This window comes from Paramicrobacterium chengjingii, from assembly GCF_011751765.2.
Classification (GTDB): domain Bacteria; phylum Actinomycetota; class Actinomycetes; order Actinomycetales; family Microbacteriaceae; genus Paramicrobacterium; species Paramicrobacterium chengjingii.
In genome coordinates this window covers 2,820,763-2,835,183 of record NZ_CP061169.1, presented here as the reverse complement: position 1 = coordinate 2,835,183, position 14,421 = coordinate 2,820,763, and the positions used below count along the sequence as shown (strand labels likewise).

The following is a 14,421-nucleotide window of genomic DNA, read 5'->3' as shown; positions in this document are numbered from 1 at the left end:
CAGCCGATCAAGACCGAAGGAGGTGGGTTAGTGACGCATCAGTACGAACTCATGGTCATCCTCGACCCGGAGATTGACGAGCGCACAGTTGCACCGAGCCTCGACAAGTTCCTCAACGTCATCCGCAATGGCGGTGGCACTGTCGACAACATTGACATCTGGGGTCGCCGCCGTCTGGCTTACGAGATCAACAAGAAGTCCGAGGGCATCTACGCCGTCGTCGACTTCACAGCGACGAGCGAGTCTACTCAGGAGCTCGACCGCCAGCTGAAGCTCTCCGAGGCTGTCATGCGCACGAAGGTGCTCCGCGCAGAAGAAGCGATCGCTCAGGTCGCCTTCGAAGCGCAGCGCGCCGAGGCCAAGGCCGCGCGCAAGGCAAGCAAGGGCGCCTAGTCCCATGGCTGGCGAAACCGTCATCACCGTGGTGGGCAACCTCACCGCCGATCCTGAGCTGCGCTACACGCAGTCAGGGCTTGCGGTTGCCAACTTCACCATCGCAAGCACTCCCCGCACGTTCGATCGTCAGTCGAACGAGTGGAAAGACGGTGAAGCACTCTTCCTGCGTGCAAGCGTTTGGCGTGAATTCGCTGAGCACGTCGCAGGCACTCTCACCAAGGGCAGCCGCGTCATCGCTCAGGGTCGTCTCAAGCAGCGTTCGTTCGAGACCCGCGAGGGCGAGAAGCGCACAGTGATCGAGCTTGATGTCGACGAGATCGGCCCGAGCCTTCGCTATGCAACGGCGCAGGTTACCCGTGCGCAGTCGTCTGGCGGCGGACAAGGACGTGTTCAGTCCGCGCCCGGCCAGAACGACGAGCCGTGGGCACCCGCAGCACAGTCGCAGCCCCAGTCGGGTGGCGGCGATGGGTGGGCAACACCCGGAAGCTACGGCGACGAAACCCCGTTCTAAATACATGCGTGTGAGGGTTGCGTAAACGTGCCGTCACACCGAATCTTCACGAAGAGGAAACCACTATGGCTGGAAAGTCGAGCGGCCAGGGCCGCAAGCCTTCCCGCGGTAAGGGTGCAAAGGCATCCGCCCCGGCGAAGTCAATTCGTGTCGGCGTCATTGATTACAAGGACGTCGCCACACTCCGCAAGTTCATCTCAGAGCGTGGAAAGATCCGCGCACGTCGCATCACCGGTGTCTCCGTGCAGGAACAGCGCCTGATCGCACGGGCAATCAAGAACGCCCGCGAAATGGCACTTCTGCCCTACGCCGGCTCGGGCCGCTAAGGAGCACACGAATGTCGAAAGTAATTCTGACGCACGAGGTCACAGGCCTCGGTGCCCCCGGTGATGTCATTGAGGTCAAGAACGGCTACGCCCGCAACTACCTCGTTCCGCAGGGTTTCGCTACCCCGTGGACGCGTGGTGGTGAGAAGCAGGTCGAGCAGATCAAGTCGGCTCGTGCCGCTCGTGAACTCGAGACGCTTGAAGAGGCGAAGTCTCTTAAGGACGCCATCGAGGCAAACGAGATCAAGCTCACCGTCAAGGCAGGAGCCGAAGGCCGCCTGTTCGGTTCGGTTAAGCCCGGCGACATCGCCTCGGCTATCTCCGAGGCAGGCATTGGCGAGGTCGACAAGCGCAAGATCGAGATCCCCAGCGCCATCAAGCTGACGGGCAAGCACGAGGCCACGCTGCGCCTCCGCGAGGACGTCTCCGCGACGATTGCCCTGCGGGTGGTTGCTGCTAAGTAAGACGCTCTACAACTGCGGGGTGGGCCACTGGCCCACCCCGCAGTTTTTTGTGTGATCCCCGGCGAAATCAAGGGTTGCACCGGGTTGGTTCTCGGACTAATATTTGCTCTCTTGTGCACAGGCATGTGTCGAATCTCAACCCTCAACCATGGCTTCAATTGCGTTTGCTCTCCACAGATGGTGGAAAAAGGAATGCCAGGTCAAATGGCAGAAATAATTTTCGATCCCCACGTTCTCCACAGTTATCCACAACTGTTCCCCACAGGACTGTCGGCGTTTCGCCCAGGTTCTCCACAGAGTTATCCACAGGATGATTTGGGGGATGGGCAAGAGGTCTCTAAGGTAAGTCAGCAGACCGGTCGCGTACGTGCGCACAAGCGAACCAGCGGCTGGTGTCGGCGGGTGCTGATTCACTTGGCGGGTAACGACGAACGAAGAAGTTCGGTTGCGGCCAAGGCGGGGTAGTGCTGTGCCGGTGAGTTGTGAAAAGGGGGAGTCAATTCGTGTCGATCGCGCATCTTGAGGCTGGTGGCGGAGCTGGTCCTGATTCGGAGCGTTCGTATGAGCGCACTCCGCCGCACGACCTCCTCGCCGAGCAATCGACGCTCGGCGGAATGATGCTCTCGAAAGATGCTGTCGCCGATGTCGTCGAACTGGTCCGTGGTGTCGACTTCTACGTTCCGAAGCACGAGATCATCTTCGACGCGATGTTGTCTCTGTATTCGCACGGTGAGCCCACCGACGTCATCGCTGTCACGGATGAGCTCGTCAAGCAGGGTGAGCTGCAGCGTGCCGGCGGCGCCGACTATCTTCACACTCTGACCTCGCTCGTCCCGACCGCGGCCAACGCCGGGTTCTACGCATCCATCGTCTCCGAGCGGGCCATGTTGCGCCGGCTTGTCGAGGCAGGTACTCGCATCGTGCAGATGGGTTACTCGGGCGAGGGCGAGGTTCTCGACCTTGTGAACAACGCGCAGGCAGAGATCTATTCGGTCTCTGGCGACGACACTGCAGAAGATTATGTGCCGCTGAATACGGCAGTCGACGCTGCTGTCGAAGAGATCGAAGCTGCAAGCGGCCGCGATGGCACGATGACCGGTATTCCTACCGGCTTCAAAGAGCTCGACGATCTCACCAATGGGCTGCACGCGGGGCAGATGATCATTATTGCTGCTCGCCCCGCAATGGGTAAGTCAACACTGGCGCTCGACTTCGCTCGTGCGGCATCTATTGCCAATGACGAGCCGTCAATCTTCTTCTCTCTCGAGATGGGCAAGAGTGAGATCGCCATGCGTCTGCTCAGTGCCGAAGGGGCGATCCCCCTGCAGAACATGCGCAAGGGAACGCTCGACTCGCGCGACTGGACGACAATGGCGTCGACTCGTGGTCGCATCAATGAGGCGCCGTTGTATATCGACGACAGCCCCAACATGACGCTGGTTGAGATCAGGGCGAAGTGTCGTCGTCTCAAGCAGCGTGTGGGGCTCAAGCTTGTGGTTATCGACTACCTGCAGCTCATGACGAGCGGAAAGCGTGTCGAGAGCCGTCAGCAGGAGGTTTCGGAGTTTTCGCGTGCGCTGAAGCTGCTGGCGAAGGAGCTTCAGGTTCCGGTGATTGCGCTGTCGCAGCTGAACCGTGGTCCTGAGCAGAGGCAAGACAAAATGCCGGCGATCAGTGACCTGCGTGAATCGGGCTCGATTGAGCAGGATGCCGACATGGTCGTGCTTCTTCACCGCGAGTCTGTGTACGAGAAAGACTCACGCCCTGGCGAGGCGGACCTGATCGTTGCAAAGCACCGTAACGGCCCGACGGCGACGATCACCGTGGCCTTCCAGGGGCACTATTCGCGCTTTGCCGATATGGCCCCTGCCTAAGTTGAGATCTAGCGCATCAATACTGGGGAACTTGTGGCCGCACGACATGTCCATCACTGTCGAGGGCCGACCTCAGGCTCTTCTGGAATTGCTATGGCTCAGGGAAGCGTTTGAACTGCGGCCTCACGGCGAAAGCCTTCCTCCGCGGCTGTTGGATACACCCGTAACCGTTCAGGATCCTGCAGTCAGTGCCGACACTCGCGACGAGTGGGAGGCCGCATGGCCCCGCATTTGGCATGCCGCCGTGGCGCACGCGGGTCAGGAGCGTAATCCACGATCGTTCGACGATCTTCAGATCACCGCAGAAGGTTCGACCGAACGCGCCGATCTTCTCCGTCGGATAGTCGGCCCCAGCTGGCGCGACGAATTCGGCGGCAGCGCGTTCGGCTATGAATCGCACACCACCTGGACACAACGTGGAAGGGATGCTCACCTGGCGGCGATGCCGACGCAAATCGACAGCCAACCTGAGCGGCGCGATTTGTCAGCACTCATCCCAGCATGGCTCGCCGGCCTGACGAAAATCGTGATCATTCCTTGTTCGGGTGAATTCACCCACAGAGTTGGCGAGAACGCCTTTCTCGTCACCGCTGCGACGCGTGAGAACAGCCACAGCTACCGGCGCGCGTTGAGCACGTTCATCTGACCGTCTTGCAGCTCTCGACGTAATAAAGTGCCGCTGAACCTTACGATTTGACGCCATCTTGGATCAGAATTGAGGGCTCGGTGCGGTGGCTGCCGTCGGCGAGGGCGGTGCGTTCGCCGCGTGGACGGACGGTGTGTGCACAAACGCACAATGCGATACTGAGGCAATGGGGTGGCTGATCGGGGCGTTGATCGTCGTATTGCTGAGCGCCGTCCTGTGCGCACTTGCACTGATAGCGCGGCGGGTGCGTCGCCGAGGGGCGGCGGGCCAGGCGATGGCGGCAGCAATGGCAGCTTACGACGAGGGCTTTCACACGACAGCGCACGATACATTCATCGAGATGCAAGCGGAGAACGAGCGCACGCAGCAGACACCCGCGCCGGGGAAGAATCGCCGCTGAGTTCGCTCGTAACCGAGTAGCCGGCCTTGCACAGCGTCGTGATGATCACAGGACATGCCGGTTAGCGCTTCGAGTGGTGTGACTCGTGCGTGGTGTTCCCTCGGGGCCGCCGCGTACGTCAGGTGCGCGGCCTGGTATCTCGGCCGGGGCCAGGTGGGTCGCGGCCGTCGTCTGGCGAGTTGTGTCCGGGTTTGCGCCGCCTGCCGAGATACAGTCGGTTGACGTACCAGTCTGGTGGAATCAGTCTCGGGTGGCCGGTGTTGTCGCGGGTGAGAGCCCATTCGCCGCGTTCAACCAGACGGTGATGAAACCAACACAACATGACACCGTTCGTGGCGTCGGTCTTCCCGTCTTTCGCCCACCCGTGCACGTGGTGTGCTTCACAGAGCCAGGCGGGGATGTCACAGTCCATGGCAACACACGTGCCGCCATCGCGGGCGATGAGCGCGAGGCGTTGCTTCGGGGTGAACTCACGTCTGGCATACCCGAGGTTCAACACGTCACCGTGCTCATCAATACGCACCTGTCGGGTGTCGCCGTCACACTGCATCTGTGTCACAAAGCTCATTGGTAACGGTGCCGGGGTTCCCGGCGACCAGGCAGCACCCGCACCGTTCTCAAGGTCATCGTTCTTCACTGTGACGAGCACGGTGGGTCCTCTGCCGTGGAGTTTGGGTGCGGACTGTTGTTTCCCGGTGCCGCCGATGATCGCTGTGAACACGTCAGCACGTTCCTGCTGCCTCGACCGTGCTTCCGGTTCCTCACCGTGGGCGGCGAGTTCTTCGGTCTCCATGAACTTCGGTGATGTTCTCTTGGACATGAATGCGTCAAACACGGGTGTCACCTGTGCTGCCTGTTCCGGGGACAGGGTGCCGGTGATTCTCATACTCCCGTCGTCCTGGTGACGAAACACCAGAGCACGTGCCTGATGGAGTTCTTCCGCTGTGGGTTCCACACCATCCGGATCAAGTGCGACACAGAACATGCGTGCCTGCTGACGCAGGGCATCCGCCGTGACGGGGATCTCATCGTATGCACCTGTTGCGTTGCCGAGCAGTGTGGTCTCGGCCCAGTCTGCTTGTTCCGGTGCCACCCGCGACAGTACCGGCGCCAACGCTGATGTGATCACCTCGGCAACATCCAGACCGATCGTGCCCTCAGCAAGCGCCGCAGCCGTCTGGGTGAAGATTGGATCGAGAGGCAACCCCGTGTCAGACACCCGCGGTGTCGCCTGTTCGGCGACTTTCGTGTATCGGTGCGCTGTGGAGTTCTTCACCCCCGTCACCTTCTCAAACAATGCCGTCGGAGACGAGGACCCGTGACGGGCCGCCACACCATCAAAACCCGCATCGGTATCGGAGCGCCGGGCAATGTCTCCGACATTGCCGATTTGGCGGCCCTCGACAACACGGGTGATGTTTCCCAACAGCCCGGTATAGGTCAGGAGGGCGTCGGCAGACAGTGTGGCCGGATCAATTTTGGCGAGCTCAGCAGCATCCGCCAGAATGTTCTCCGCGGCACGCACAGCTGCAGCATCCGGACCCTCTGGGGTCTCGAATCCCGGTGTCGCCGCTGCGTTTAGCATGGCAACAGTTTGCCAGCACCCACTGACATTGCACCGACACAAACCCCCGATCAAACCACCAATGTGGATAACTCGCAAAACTTCTTGCCTGTGGACGAAGAAGCGGGGAGAACCCATGCACGCGTCCGTTGTTGAGGTGACAAACGTCGCGTCTAGGAGCTCGATACTTATCCACAGGTCGTCGAGGTGGAGCGGACTATCCACGCATCGTGCATTGTTTCCCCACAGGTGCAAGCGCCGCGGAAGTCTGATCGCATGACGATGCCCCACAAGAACTCTGAGTTTCTTTACGAGAGCTATGTGCACCTGCCATATGTCGACGAGTGGGAGCGTGAGGCGATAACGGACGAACTCCTCGACATCTGTGAACCGCTGTCGGAAACGCGTGAGAGCGCGGGTGCTGGGATGCTGTCGTTCAATGAACCACACATCAACGCGCTCTTCGACGTTGTGCCACTTGTCGAGTCCCTGCTGAAGGTCGAGCCAAATCACGTTCCCCTCTTTCATGCCGCCGAGCTCGTCATGGTGTGCAACTTCCCGTCTCTTGCTGAGGCGGTAGCGCTGCAGATCGCGTTCGGGCGCGAGATTGGCGTCGAGAACCGAAGAAGGTGGCTGTCGTTGATCACCGAGGCGAAGATCCATGAGATGTCCGTTGACGACTACGTTTTAGAACTCACGAATCGATCGGACTTCGCGTGCGATCGTGTCTCGAGGCTCTTTCGTGGTGACGAAAAGCAGAGTCCCGTGGGTGAACGACTTCGACTCGGAATCGCACTTCTCCGAAGGGTAATCGCGTTGGTCCCGACTCCATACAGGGCCGGGTTGCTGTGTGCACTGGCGTGGCTGCAGTGGGCCAATGGCAAGCGCGCGATTTCACTTGTTTACCTAGAAGAGGCCGCGCGTCTTGAGCCCGACCATACGCTGGTTTTCGGACTCACCGTGCACTTCTCGTCACGAAAGCCCGCGTGGATTCCCGTTCGGTAAATGGCGGCGCATGCTCAGGATGAGGCCGATAGAATGGATGCATCACCGGCCGTGTCCCGACGGCCGATCTTCATGAAAGAGGCAGGGTCTTCGTGGTCACTCCCGCACGTCCGCATGCCATAGAGCTTGCGCCGACGCGGTTCTGGATTCTTCACGTGGTACGCGCCGTGCTCTTTGCCGCGGTTGCCCTCTTCATCACGTTCTCACGCGATCACTCGGCAGGGCTCGGTCTCACGGCCTTCGGCGTGTTCGCGCTCGTGACAGGCATCGTTATCGGTGCGTTGTCGGTTCGCATGGTCGCAGACCGGGCAACGCGCCGTCTCATCATCGCTCAGGCAGTGATCTCGATCTTCGCGGGTACTGCAGCGCTCGCACTGCGTGAGACGGGCCTGGGCACGCTTCTGCTCACGGTGTCGATCTGGGCGGGTATGACGGGGCTCCTCGAGCTCTACGCCGGGTACCGTCTCTTCCGTCGCTCCGCATTGTCACGTGATTTTCTGATCGCGGGAGGACTCACCGCTCTTCTCGCCGTGGTCTTCGTACTGGTACCACCCGACTTTCAGCAGACTGACGGTGGGCTGAACAACGCACCGCTTACTCTGACGTCGTCGGTCATGGCCGTTGGAGTCTTTGGGGCATACGCCGCCATCATGGCAGTATTTCTCGCCATCGGAGGGTTGTCGATCAAGTGGCAGAAGGCGGACGAAATCGCGTCGACGGAGGAATCAGAATGACAAAGCCAAGCAAGCGAGAGATGCTGAAGCCTCTTGAGCTTCTCGGTATCGCCGCTGCATTCGGCATCTTTGCCGGGCTCATCACGCTGATGTCGACGCGTGACTTTCTTCTTACTATCGTTCTCGCCGGCATCGCCTTCATCGCGGGTCTTGTGTTTCTGGCGCTCTTCGCTTTGACGATCAAGCCCAACAAGATCGAGCAAGAAGAAATTCAGCGAGACGACGAGGGAAACCCCAAGCCGCCGACAATGCTCTAGCAGTTTCTGCCTGCTTCACCCGGGCGTCAGTCCTGCCGCGATAAATGCTCGCGTGTAGATGTCGCGAATGACGGACTGCTTGCGCCGGTTGTATTCCATCATCGTCTCACCTCGGTCGGTCGCGGCTAATGCGGCGGCGCGCTTGGCGTCTGCGTACAGCATCCGGTCATTCGTGTTTTGGCGAAGGTGATCGCGAAAAATACGCTGCTTCCACGGCTCAGGGGAGTCCGGCCCGAAGACATGCAGGTTCACAGATCGATCGGATGCTGTGAGACACCGATGCTCAAACCACCACGGTTCGCGCACCGTGAGTATGTAACCGAGATCGACGAGTGGCGTGAGCCACAATGCTTCGTGCGAGGGATCGGCCACGATGAGCTCGATGTCGATGACGGGCTTCGCAGGGAGGCCGGGGACGCTTGTCGAACCAGCGTGAAAGATGTCGAGAACGAGTGCACCCAGAGAACGTCGAATCTGTGACTCGCGCTCGGCATACTGCATCGGCCATGTCTCGTCGTACTCAACGATGTCGATCGGACGGGGAGAAGGCGGCACTACCCACGGTGACTTCCCGTGAGGGGGAGTGTCGTCGAAGAACGTCGTGATGTCGTGCAGGGTCGGCATGGGACAAGCCTATGAGTTAGAGGGCGCCTACACGATGCCGAGGCGTTCGGAGAGCACGAGGGCAGCAGCACCGCGCAACACGATGTCGGGGCCCAGCGGTGTGACGTGGATATCGACGTGGTCGACGTCATCGGCGGTGTGGGTGTCGACCGCGTCGCGCGTCGCTGTGATCAGGGCGTCGCCGACGATCTCATTCGGACCTGTGAGCACAACCGACGTCAGCCCGAGCGACGTGATGAGGGGTGCGAGCGCCACACCGAGCACCTGGCCAGCACGCCGCAGCGCAGCATCCGCTGTTTCTCCGCCGACAACCGCCTTCTCGATATGCGTGCGCAACGTCGGTGCGGTGATCAGTGATTCGAGCGGCACAGGCTCGCTGTCGGGAGTGGCTCGCACCAGCACGCGACCGATCTCGCCGGCCGTCAGGCGCGATCCGAGAATGGGGCGGCCATCGAGCAGCAGTCCGCCGCCGACACCGCGACCGATCTTGACGAGCAGCAGGTCATCACCACCCGAGGCGAAGCTGTGTTCCGCAAGAACAGCGACGTTCGCATCGTTTGCCACACACACCGGCACACCGAAGCGCGCCATCAAAGCGGGAGCGAGCGCGCGATCCGTCCAGCCAAGAGAGATGCTGCGCCGCACGATCTGATCTGTGTCGACGATTCCCGGAACCCCAATGCCGACTCCCAGCACCGGTGCCGTGGTCAGCTGCAGCGCCCACTCGAGAAGGTCGTTGACGAGCGCTGCAGCCTTGTCACCCGTGACATCGGGCGACGGGATCGTGACCTCCTCGGAGATTTCGCCGTCAAGATTTGTGAGCACTGCCCTGAAGACGTCGTGGCCGCTGAGATCGATCGCGACGATCTGCTGATTGTCGCGGGCCATCTCAAGTAGCACTGCAGGCTTGCCTGGGCCGCTCGCTTGACGGATGCCGCGCTCCACAACAAGACCCTCGCGCTGCAGATCTCCGACAAGGTCGGACACCGTGACGCGGGTGAGTCCGGACTCGCGAGCGATGTCTGCGCGGCTGATGGGGGATCCGCGATAGAGCATCTGCAGCACGAGTGCGCGGTTGTGTGCTCGCGTGTGTCCCGGGTGCGCGGCAGACTCACGTCGCAAGGCGGCGGAAGACGACAACAACCGCGGATCCATATCTTCTTGGGTTCCTCACACTCAGTTTTCAGCGCCGCATGCCGTCGGGGGACGGCTCAATTGGGGTCAGCGTGGCGCGCCGAGTGCGTCGACCTGCGACGCGGCGAGCCCAATGTAGCGGTCGGGTGTGAGGGCAAGCAGGCGGTGTTTGGCGTCGTCTCCGATGTCGAGACCCGACACAAACTCGGCGAGCTCGGCATGGCCGATGCGCTTTCCTCTGGTCAGCTCTTTCAGCAGAGCATAGGGGTCGCTGATCTGTGAGCGACCGGCCGTGACCTCGGCGCGAATCACCGTTTGGATGGCTTCGCCGAGCACCTCCCAGTTGCCGTCGAGATCGGCGAGAAGTGCCTCCGTGTTGAGGTCGATTTCGCGAAGCCCGCGGCCGATGTTGTCGAGGGCAAGCAGGGAGTGGCCGAGAGCGACTCCGATGTTGCGTTGAGTCGTTGAGTCGGTGAGATCGCGCTGTAGGCGAGACGTCACGAGCGTCGAGGCAAGCGAGTCGAGGAGCGCAGCCGAAATCTCGAGGTTCGCCTCGGCATTCTCGAAGCGGATCGGGTTCACCTTGTGCGGCATCGTCGACGAGCCGGTGGCTCCCTCTTGCGGAATCTGACGGAAGTATCCCATTGAGATGTATGTCCACACGTCGGTGGCAAGATTGTGCAGCACACGCCCGGCGTGAGCGATGCGGGAGTACAGCTCCGCCTGCCAGTCATGCGATTCGATCTGCGTGGTGAGCGGGTTCCACGTAAGCCCGAGAGACTCGACGAACTCACGCGAAATGCGCGGCCAATCGGCATCCGGGTCGGCAACGACATGTGCGGCGAAGTCACCTGTCGCCCCCGAGAATTTGCCGAGGTACTCGCTTGCGTCGATCTGCACGAGAATCCGCTCGAGTCGATACACGGTGACAGCGAGTTCGCGTCCCATCGTGCTCGGCGTCGCCGGTTGACCGTGCGTGTGCGACAGCATGGGGGCATCGCGATGTTTCTCGGCAAGCTCGCGCAGGGTCTGAATGACGCCGCGATAGGTGGGCAGCCACACGTTCTGCACGGCATCCTTCACCGTGATGGCATACGACAGGTTGTTGATGTCTTCGCTCGTGCACGCGAAGTGGGTGAGCTCGGCAATTCGATCGAGACCAAGCTCTGACAGTCGCTCCCGCACCAGATATTCGACAGCCTTCACATCGTGACGCGTTGTCGCCTCGAATTCGGCAAGCCGATCGATCTCCGCCTGACCAAAATCGTCGACAAGCTGCCGAAGCGATTCGGTCTCGGCGACAGTCAACGGCTGCGAGCCGAACATGCCGTGCGACGTGAGGTAGAGCAGCCACTCCACCTCAACGGCGACGCGCGCCCGATTGAGTCCCGCCTCGCTCAGATGTTCTCCCAAATCAGTGACAGCGGCGCGATACCGTCCGTCGAGAGGGCTGAGTGGCTGAGGCGGAAGTGGTGTCATCGAAGGGCTCCCTGTCGGATCGCTGGCTCGAGCTGGCGGAACAAGGCCAGGCTCGCTCTCTCTATCATCCCAAGAACCTTGTCAAAGGTTTGCGCATTCGAGTAGTACGGGTCGGGAACGTCCCATGGTCGGTCTGCGGAATCGTCGAACGACATGAGCAGAGAGACCTTTGTCTGATCGGATGCCGTTGGCGCGCTGTGCTGTAACGAACGCAGATGTGTGCGGTCGAGAGCGACGACGAGGTCGAGGTTCGGAAACCAGTTTTCGTCGAACTGCTTTGCTCTGTGCATCGAGCCGTCGTAGCCGCGGGCAGCGAGCGCGTCGAGCGTTCGCTGGTCTGCGCGCTCGCCGACGTGCCAATCGCCGATGCCCGCGGATGTCGCCGTCACCCAGCGGGAAAGCCCCGCCTGTTCAACGCGCGACAAAAAGACGATCTCTGCCATCGGAGACCGGCAGATGTTTCCCGCGCACACGAAGCAGATCGAAAAGGGAACGACCTCGGAGGCGCGGGACATGGGTTCCATTCTGTCGAACTGTGGAGTCGAATCACAGTCCCCGCTGTCATTTTCCCTCCACAACCTCGCCAATGTCGTGACCGTCCACAGTTTTCCCTCCCTGAGTGGGGCGGATGCTTCCCGCGGGAGAGCCTGGATACACGCCGTGGAAGGAGCATCCGTGAATCCCGTCACCGAAGCCGAGGCCGAGCAGGCGATCGCCGAGCTGCGCGCCCAGCACACCGCCCTCGACAGCGTGCGCGACACTGTCGCGGCACTCGCGCACAGTCGCATTCCCCTTGCCATGCCCGCCAGCTGGTCGGGTGCGTCGGCGCGCGCATACGAGCTGCGTCTGCACGACATTGACGCGCAGCTGACGATCAGCGAGTCGAGCCTGAACGGGGCGCTCAACGCTGTGCTGCACGACATCGCACGCGTGCAGGCAGACACTGCCTCGCACATGGAGTCCGGCCGCATGAAGGAGACACGATGAGCATCACGGTAGGCAGCCCGACGATGATCGACACCGACGAGATCAGCACTCTTGCAGACGAGCTCGCGAGTTTCTCGCTCGAATGCGGGCTCGCGAGTGCTGAGGCGTCAGCAGCGCGCGTGATGACGGCGCCACCGAATCCTTCGTCAAGGTGGAGCACGGCGGGGCCGAGGATCGACAGAGCAGCGGATCAGCTGGCGGCCGCGTCTGACCAGGCCGCAGCTGTATCTCGGGCGCTCGGGGCTAGTGCTTCCTTGTATCTCGAGACGGAGTCGACGGTGAGTGGCTTGTTCAACTTGGCGTCGTCCGCCACGGGTGCGGTCGGAGGTGCGCTCTTTGGGCATATGCTCCTTCCCCTTGTCGGAGCTACGCTCATCGCCGGGCCCGGCCTCGTTGCGATGGCTGTCACTCCGGGCGGGCGTCAAGCGTTCTCACGCGTAAAATCCGTGCTTGGGGCGAACATAACGGGCTGGCTCGGTGCGCATCCCGAGGTCGCCCGCAGTCCGTTGGCAATGTTTCTCGTGCGTGGGGTCGTCTCGGGAAGCGACGACAGCATCAAGTCGGCGCTGGGCATGCCCCCGGCCTTGTCTGACCTCATCAACGATCCGATGCTCTCGGTTCCCGGTGCAGCCGTCGGACTGGGCGCTCTCGGCGTTCGCGCGTTCAGCGAGTCTGCGGTGTCCGTGACCCCTGGTGCCCGCTCAGCGGTGAGCGCGCCGACGTCAATTGCCGATCTGGCGCGACGAATCCCGAGCTCAGGAGCCGGCTCGCCACAGATTCGCATCGAAGAGTACGGCAACGGTGACTCCTGGGTCGTGTACGTCGGTGGCACCGTCGACATGGGCGTCGGCGGGGGAGACGAGTCATTTGATATGGAGTCGAATCTGGCGCTCATGGCCGATGCGGACGGCGGCGGCTACCGTGCGGTCGAGCAGGCGATGGGCGACGCCGGCATCGAGCCTGACGATTCAGTGACCATCGTCGGCCACTCGCAGGGCGGGCTCATTGCCGAACGCATTACACAGTCTGGTGATTACAACGTGCAGACGCTCGTCACATTCGGCGCTCCATCAACCGGCGCCGATCTGCCTGACGGTGTCAATGCGTACGCTGTCGAGCATTCGGGAGACGTTGTTCCGGCCCTCGGCGGCTTCACCGACGGCGGTGAACGCATTGTCGTCACCGGCGATGCCCCTCCTGGCGGTGATGATTGGATGTCACCGCACAGCATGTCCGGGTACGAGAAGACGGCAACCCAGATGGACGCATCGTTCGATCCTCGATTCGGGCCACTCCACTCGGCGCTCGACGACATCGATGGCGGCGGCGCGAGAACCGACTACCGCGCTGTGCGCATTGATGAGCCGATTCCTCACGCATCCGGTGGCGCGGCAGGGGAGAACGCAGTCCCAGACGACGTCGCGTCAGGCACGACGGGCTCGCACCATGCTGGTGGTGACGGTGTGCTCGACCGCAGTGAGGGGAGTGACGAAGACGCACTTCACGAATCGGGTCGGCCTGACGGCGAGCATGTGGATCGTCGTGGGCCGCAACCGTCGCCGCTGCCGTTGCCCGACGACGCGATTCGCTCGTCGTAGCCCTCGTCGATCAGGACTGCGACCGCTTCGGCCGAACGAACAACCCGATGAACCAGTTGATGATTCCGATGACGAGGGCACCGAGCACACCCCACCAGAACCCCTCGACCTGGAGCCCAAACCCGAACAGGCTGCTCAGCCAGGCGGTGAGCAGTAGCAGAAGACCGTTCACGATGAACGAGATCAAACCGAGCGTCAGAATGTAGATCGGAAGCGCAACGACCTTGATAATGGGGCGGATGATGCCGTTGACGATCGCGAAGATCAGCCCGACTACGGCGTAACTCAGCCCGATCTGCCACCACTCGGCGCCAAACGACGTCATGGTGATGCCGCCGACAATGAGCGTGGTCAGCCAGATTGCCACACCGTTCACGATGACTTGCAGAAGGAACCTCATGCCACCATGATGCCAGCAGTTG

Annotated in this window: 18 protein-coding genes; 12 read left to right on the top strand and 6 right to left on the bottom strand. The window is 61.4% G+C overall.

Going from position 1 to position 14,421, the window contains the following annotated elements; translation table 11 throughout:
* The first annotated feature begins 30 nt into the window (after positions 1-30).
* From rpsF to HCR76_RS13745, 7 genes are all read left to right on the top strand, one after another.
* Positions 31-393: a 30S ribosomal protein S6 gene (gene rpsF / locus HCR76_RS13775; RefSeq protein WP_166991595.1), complete on the top strand. Its 363-nt coding sequence runs from the start codon at positions 31-33 to the stop codon at positions 391-393.
* A gap of 4 nt (positions 394-397) precedes the next feature.
* Complete coding sequence (locus HCR76_RS13770) at positions 398-907, top strand: single-stranded DNA-binding protein (RefSeq protein ID WP_166991592.1); 510 nt, start codon at positions 398-400, stop codon at positions 905-907.
* 65 nt (positions 908-972) lie between these two features.
* Complete coding sequence (gene rpsR / locus HCR76_RS13765; RefSeq protein ID WP_166979874.1) at positions 973-1,233, top strand: 30S ribosomal protein S18; 261 nt, start codon at positions 973-975, stop codon at positions 1,231-1,233.
* Between the two features lie 11 nt (positions 1,234-1,244).
* Positions 1,245-1,697, top strand: coding sequence for a 50S ribosomal protein L9 (rplI, locus tag HCR76_RS13760; protein ID WP_166991589.1), 453 nt, complete (start codon positions 1,245-1,247; stop codon positions 1,695-1,697).
* A gap of 503 nt (positions 1,698-2,200) precedes the next feature.
* The gene (gene dnaB, locus HCR76_RS13755) at positions 2,201-3,571 is read left to right on the top strand and encodes a replicative DNA helicase (RefSeq protein WP_166991586.1); all 1,371 of its coding nucleotides are present in this window, start codon (positions 2,201-2,203) and stop codon (positions 3,569-3,571) included.
* Positions 3,572-3,617: 46 nt separating this feature from the next.
* Positions 3,618-4,217 carry a hypothetical protein gene (locus HCR76_RS13750; RefSeq protein ID WP_166991583.1) on the top strand — a complete coding sequence of 200 codons (600 nt, stop codon included), beginning with the start codon at positions 3,618-3,620 and terminating at the stop codon, positions 4,215-4,217.
* 85 nt (positions 4,218-4,302) lie between these two features.
* Positions 4,303-4,617, top strand: a complete 315-nt coding sequence (locus HCR76_RS13745; protein ID WP_166991580.1) for a hypothetical protein — start codon at positions 4,303-4,305, stop codon at positions 4,615-4,617.
* Between the two features lie 118 nt (positions 4,618-4,735).
* Here the strand turns inward: HCR76_RS13745 and HCR76_RS13740 are convergent, their stop codons facing one another.
* On the bottom strand, positions 4,736-6,202 hold the full coding sequence (locus tag HCR76_RS13740) for an HNH endonuclease (protein ID WP_166991576.1): 1,467 nt from the start codon (positions 6,200-6,202) through the stop codon (positions 4,736-4,738).
* A 255-nt stretch (positions 6,203-6,457) separates the two neighbouring features.
* Here HCR76_RS13740 and HCR76_RS13735 point away from each other — a divergent pair, with 255 nt between their 5' ends.
* The 3 genes from HCR76_RS13735 (at position 6,458) to HCR76_RS13725 (ending at position 8,177) form a co-directional block, all read left to right on the top strand.
* On the top strand, positions 6,458-7,186 hold the full coding sequence (locus HCR76_RS13735) for a DUF4192 family protein (protein ID WP_166991573.1): 729 nt from the start codon (positions 6,458-6,460) through the stop codon (positions 7,184-7,186).
* 92 nt (positions 7,187-7,278) lie between these two features.
* Positions 7,279-7,920 carry a hypothetical protein gene (locus tag HCR76_RS13730; protein WP_166991571.1) on the top strand — a complete coding sequence of 214 codons (642 nt, stop codon included), beginning with the start codon at positions 7,279-7,281 and terminating at the stop codon, positions 7,918-7,920.
* Entirely contained in the window at positions 7,917-8,177 is a 261-nt protein-coding gene (locus HCR76_RS13725) for a hypothetical protein (protein WP_166991568.1), read from the top strand. The genes HCR76_RS13730 and HCR76_RS13725 overlap by 4 nt, the downstream gene beginning before the upstream one ends.
* A 15-nt stretch (positions 8,178-8,192) precedes the next feature.
* Here HCR76_RS13725 and HCR76_RS13720 read toward each other — a convergent pair whose 3' ends face one another.
* The 4 genes from HCR76_RS13720 to HCR76_RS13705 form a co-directional block, all read right to left on the bottom strand.
* On the bottom strand, positions 8,193-8,801 hold the full coding sequence (locus HCR76_RS13720; protein ID WP_166991565.1) for a GrpB family protein: 609 nt from the start codon (positions 8,799-8,801) through the stop codon (positions 8,193-8,195).
* Between the two features lie 27 nt (positions 8,802-8,828).
* Positions 8,829-9,956, bottom strand: coding sequence for an ROK family transcriptional regulator (locus HCR76_RS13715; protein ID WP_166991562.1), 1,128 nt, complete (start codon positions 9,954-9,956; stop codon positions 8,829-8,831).
* A gap of 66 nt (positions 9,957-10,022) precedes the next feature.
* Positions 10,023-11,414 carry an adenylosuccinate lyase gene (gene purB, locus HCR76_RS13710; RefSeq protein WP_166991559.1) on the bottom strand — a complete coding sequence of 464 codons (1,392 nt, stop codon included), beginning with the start codon at positions 11,412-11,414 and terminating at the stop codon, positions 10,023-10,025.
* Entirely contained in the window at positions 11,411-11,929 is a 519-nt protein-coding gene (locus HCR76_RS13705; RefSeq protein WP_198248064.1) for a low molecular weight protein-tyrosine-phosphatase, read from the bottom strand. The genes purB and HCR76_RS13705 overlap by 4 nt, the downstream gene beginning before the upstream one ends.
* A gap of 160 nt (positions 11,930-12,089) precedes the next feature.
* On the opposite strand from HCR76_RS13705, the gene HCR76_RS13700 reads away from it, so the two are divergent.
* Positions 12,090-12,401, top strand: coding sequence for a hypothetical protein (locus tag HCR76_RS13700; RefSeq protein ID WP_166991557.1), 312 nt, complete (start codon positions 12,090-12,092; stop codon positions 12,399-12,401).
* Positions 12,398-13,999 (top strand): lipase family protein, encoded by a 1,602-nt coding sequence (locus tag HCR76_RS13695; protein WP_166991554.1) that lies wholly within the window; start codon positions 12,398-12,400, stop codon positions 13,997-13,999. The genes HCR76_RS13700 and HCR76_RS13695 overlap by 4 nt, the downstream gene beginning before the upstream one ends.
* Before the next feature lie 10 nt (positions 14,000-14,009).
* Here HCR76_RS13695 and HCR76_RS13690 read toward each other — a convergent pair whose 3' ends face one another.
* The gene (locus tag HCR76_RS13690; protein WP_166991552.1) at positions 14,010-14,399 is read right to left on the bottom strand and encodes a phage holin family protein; all 390 of its coding nucleotides are present in this window, start codon (positions 14,397-14,399) and stop codon (positions 14,010-14,012) included.
* Positions 14,400-14,421: the final 22 nt, after the last annotated feature.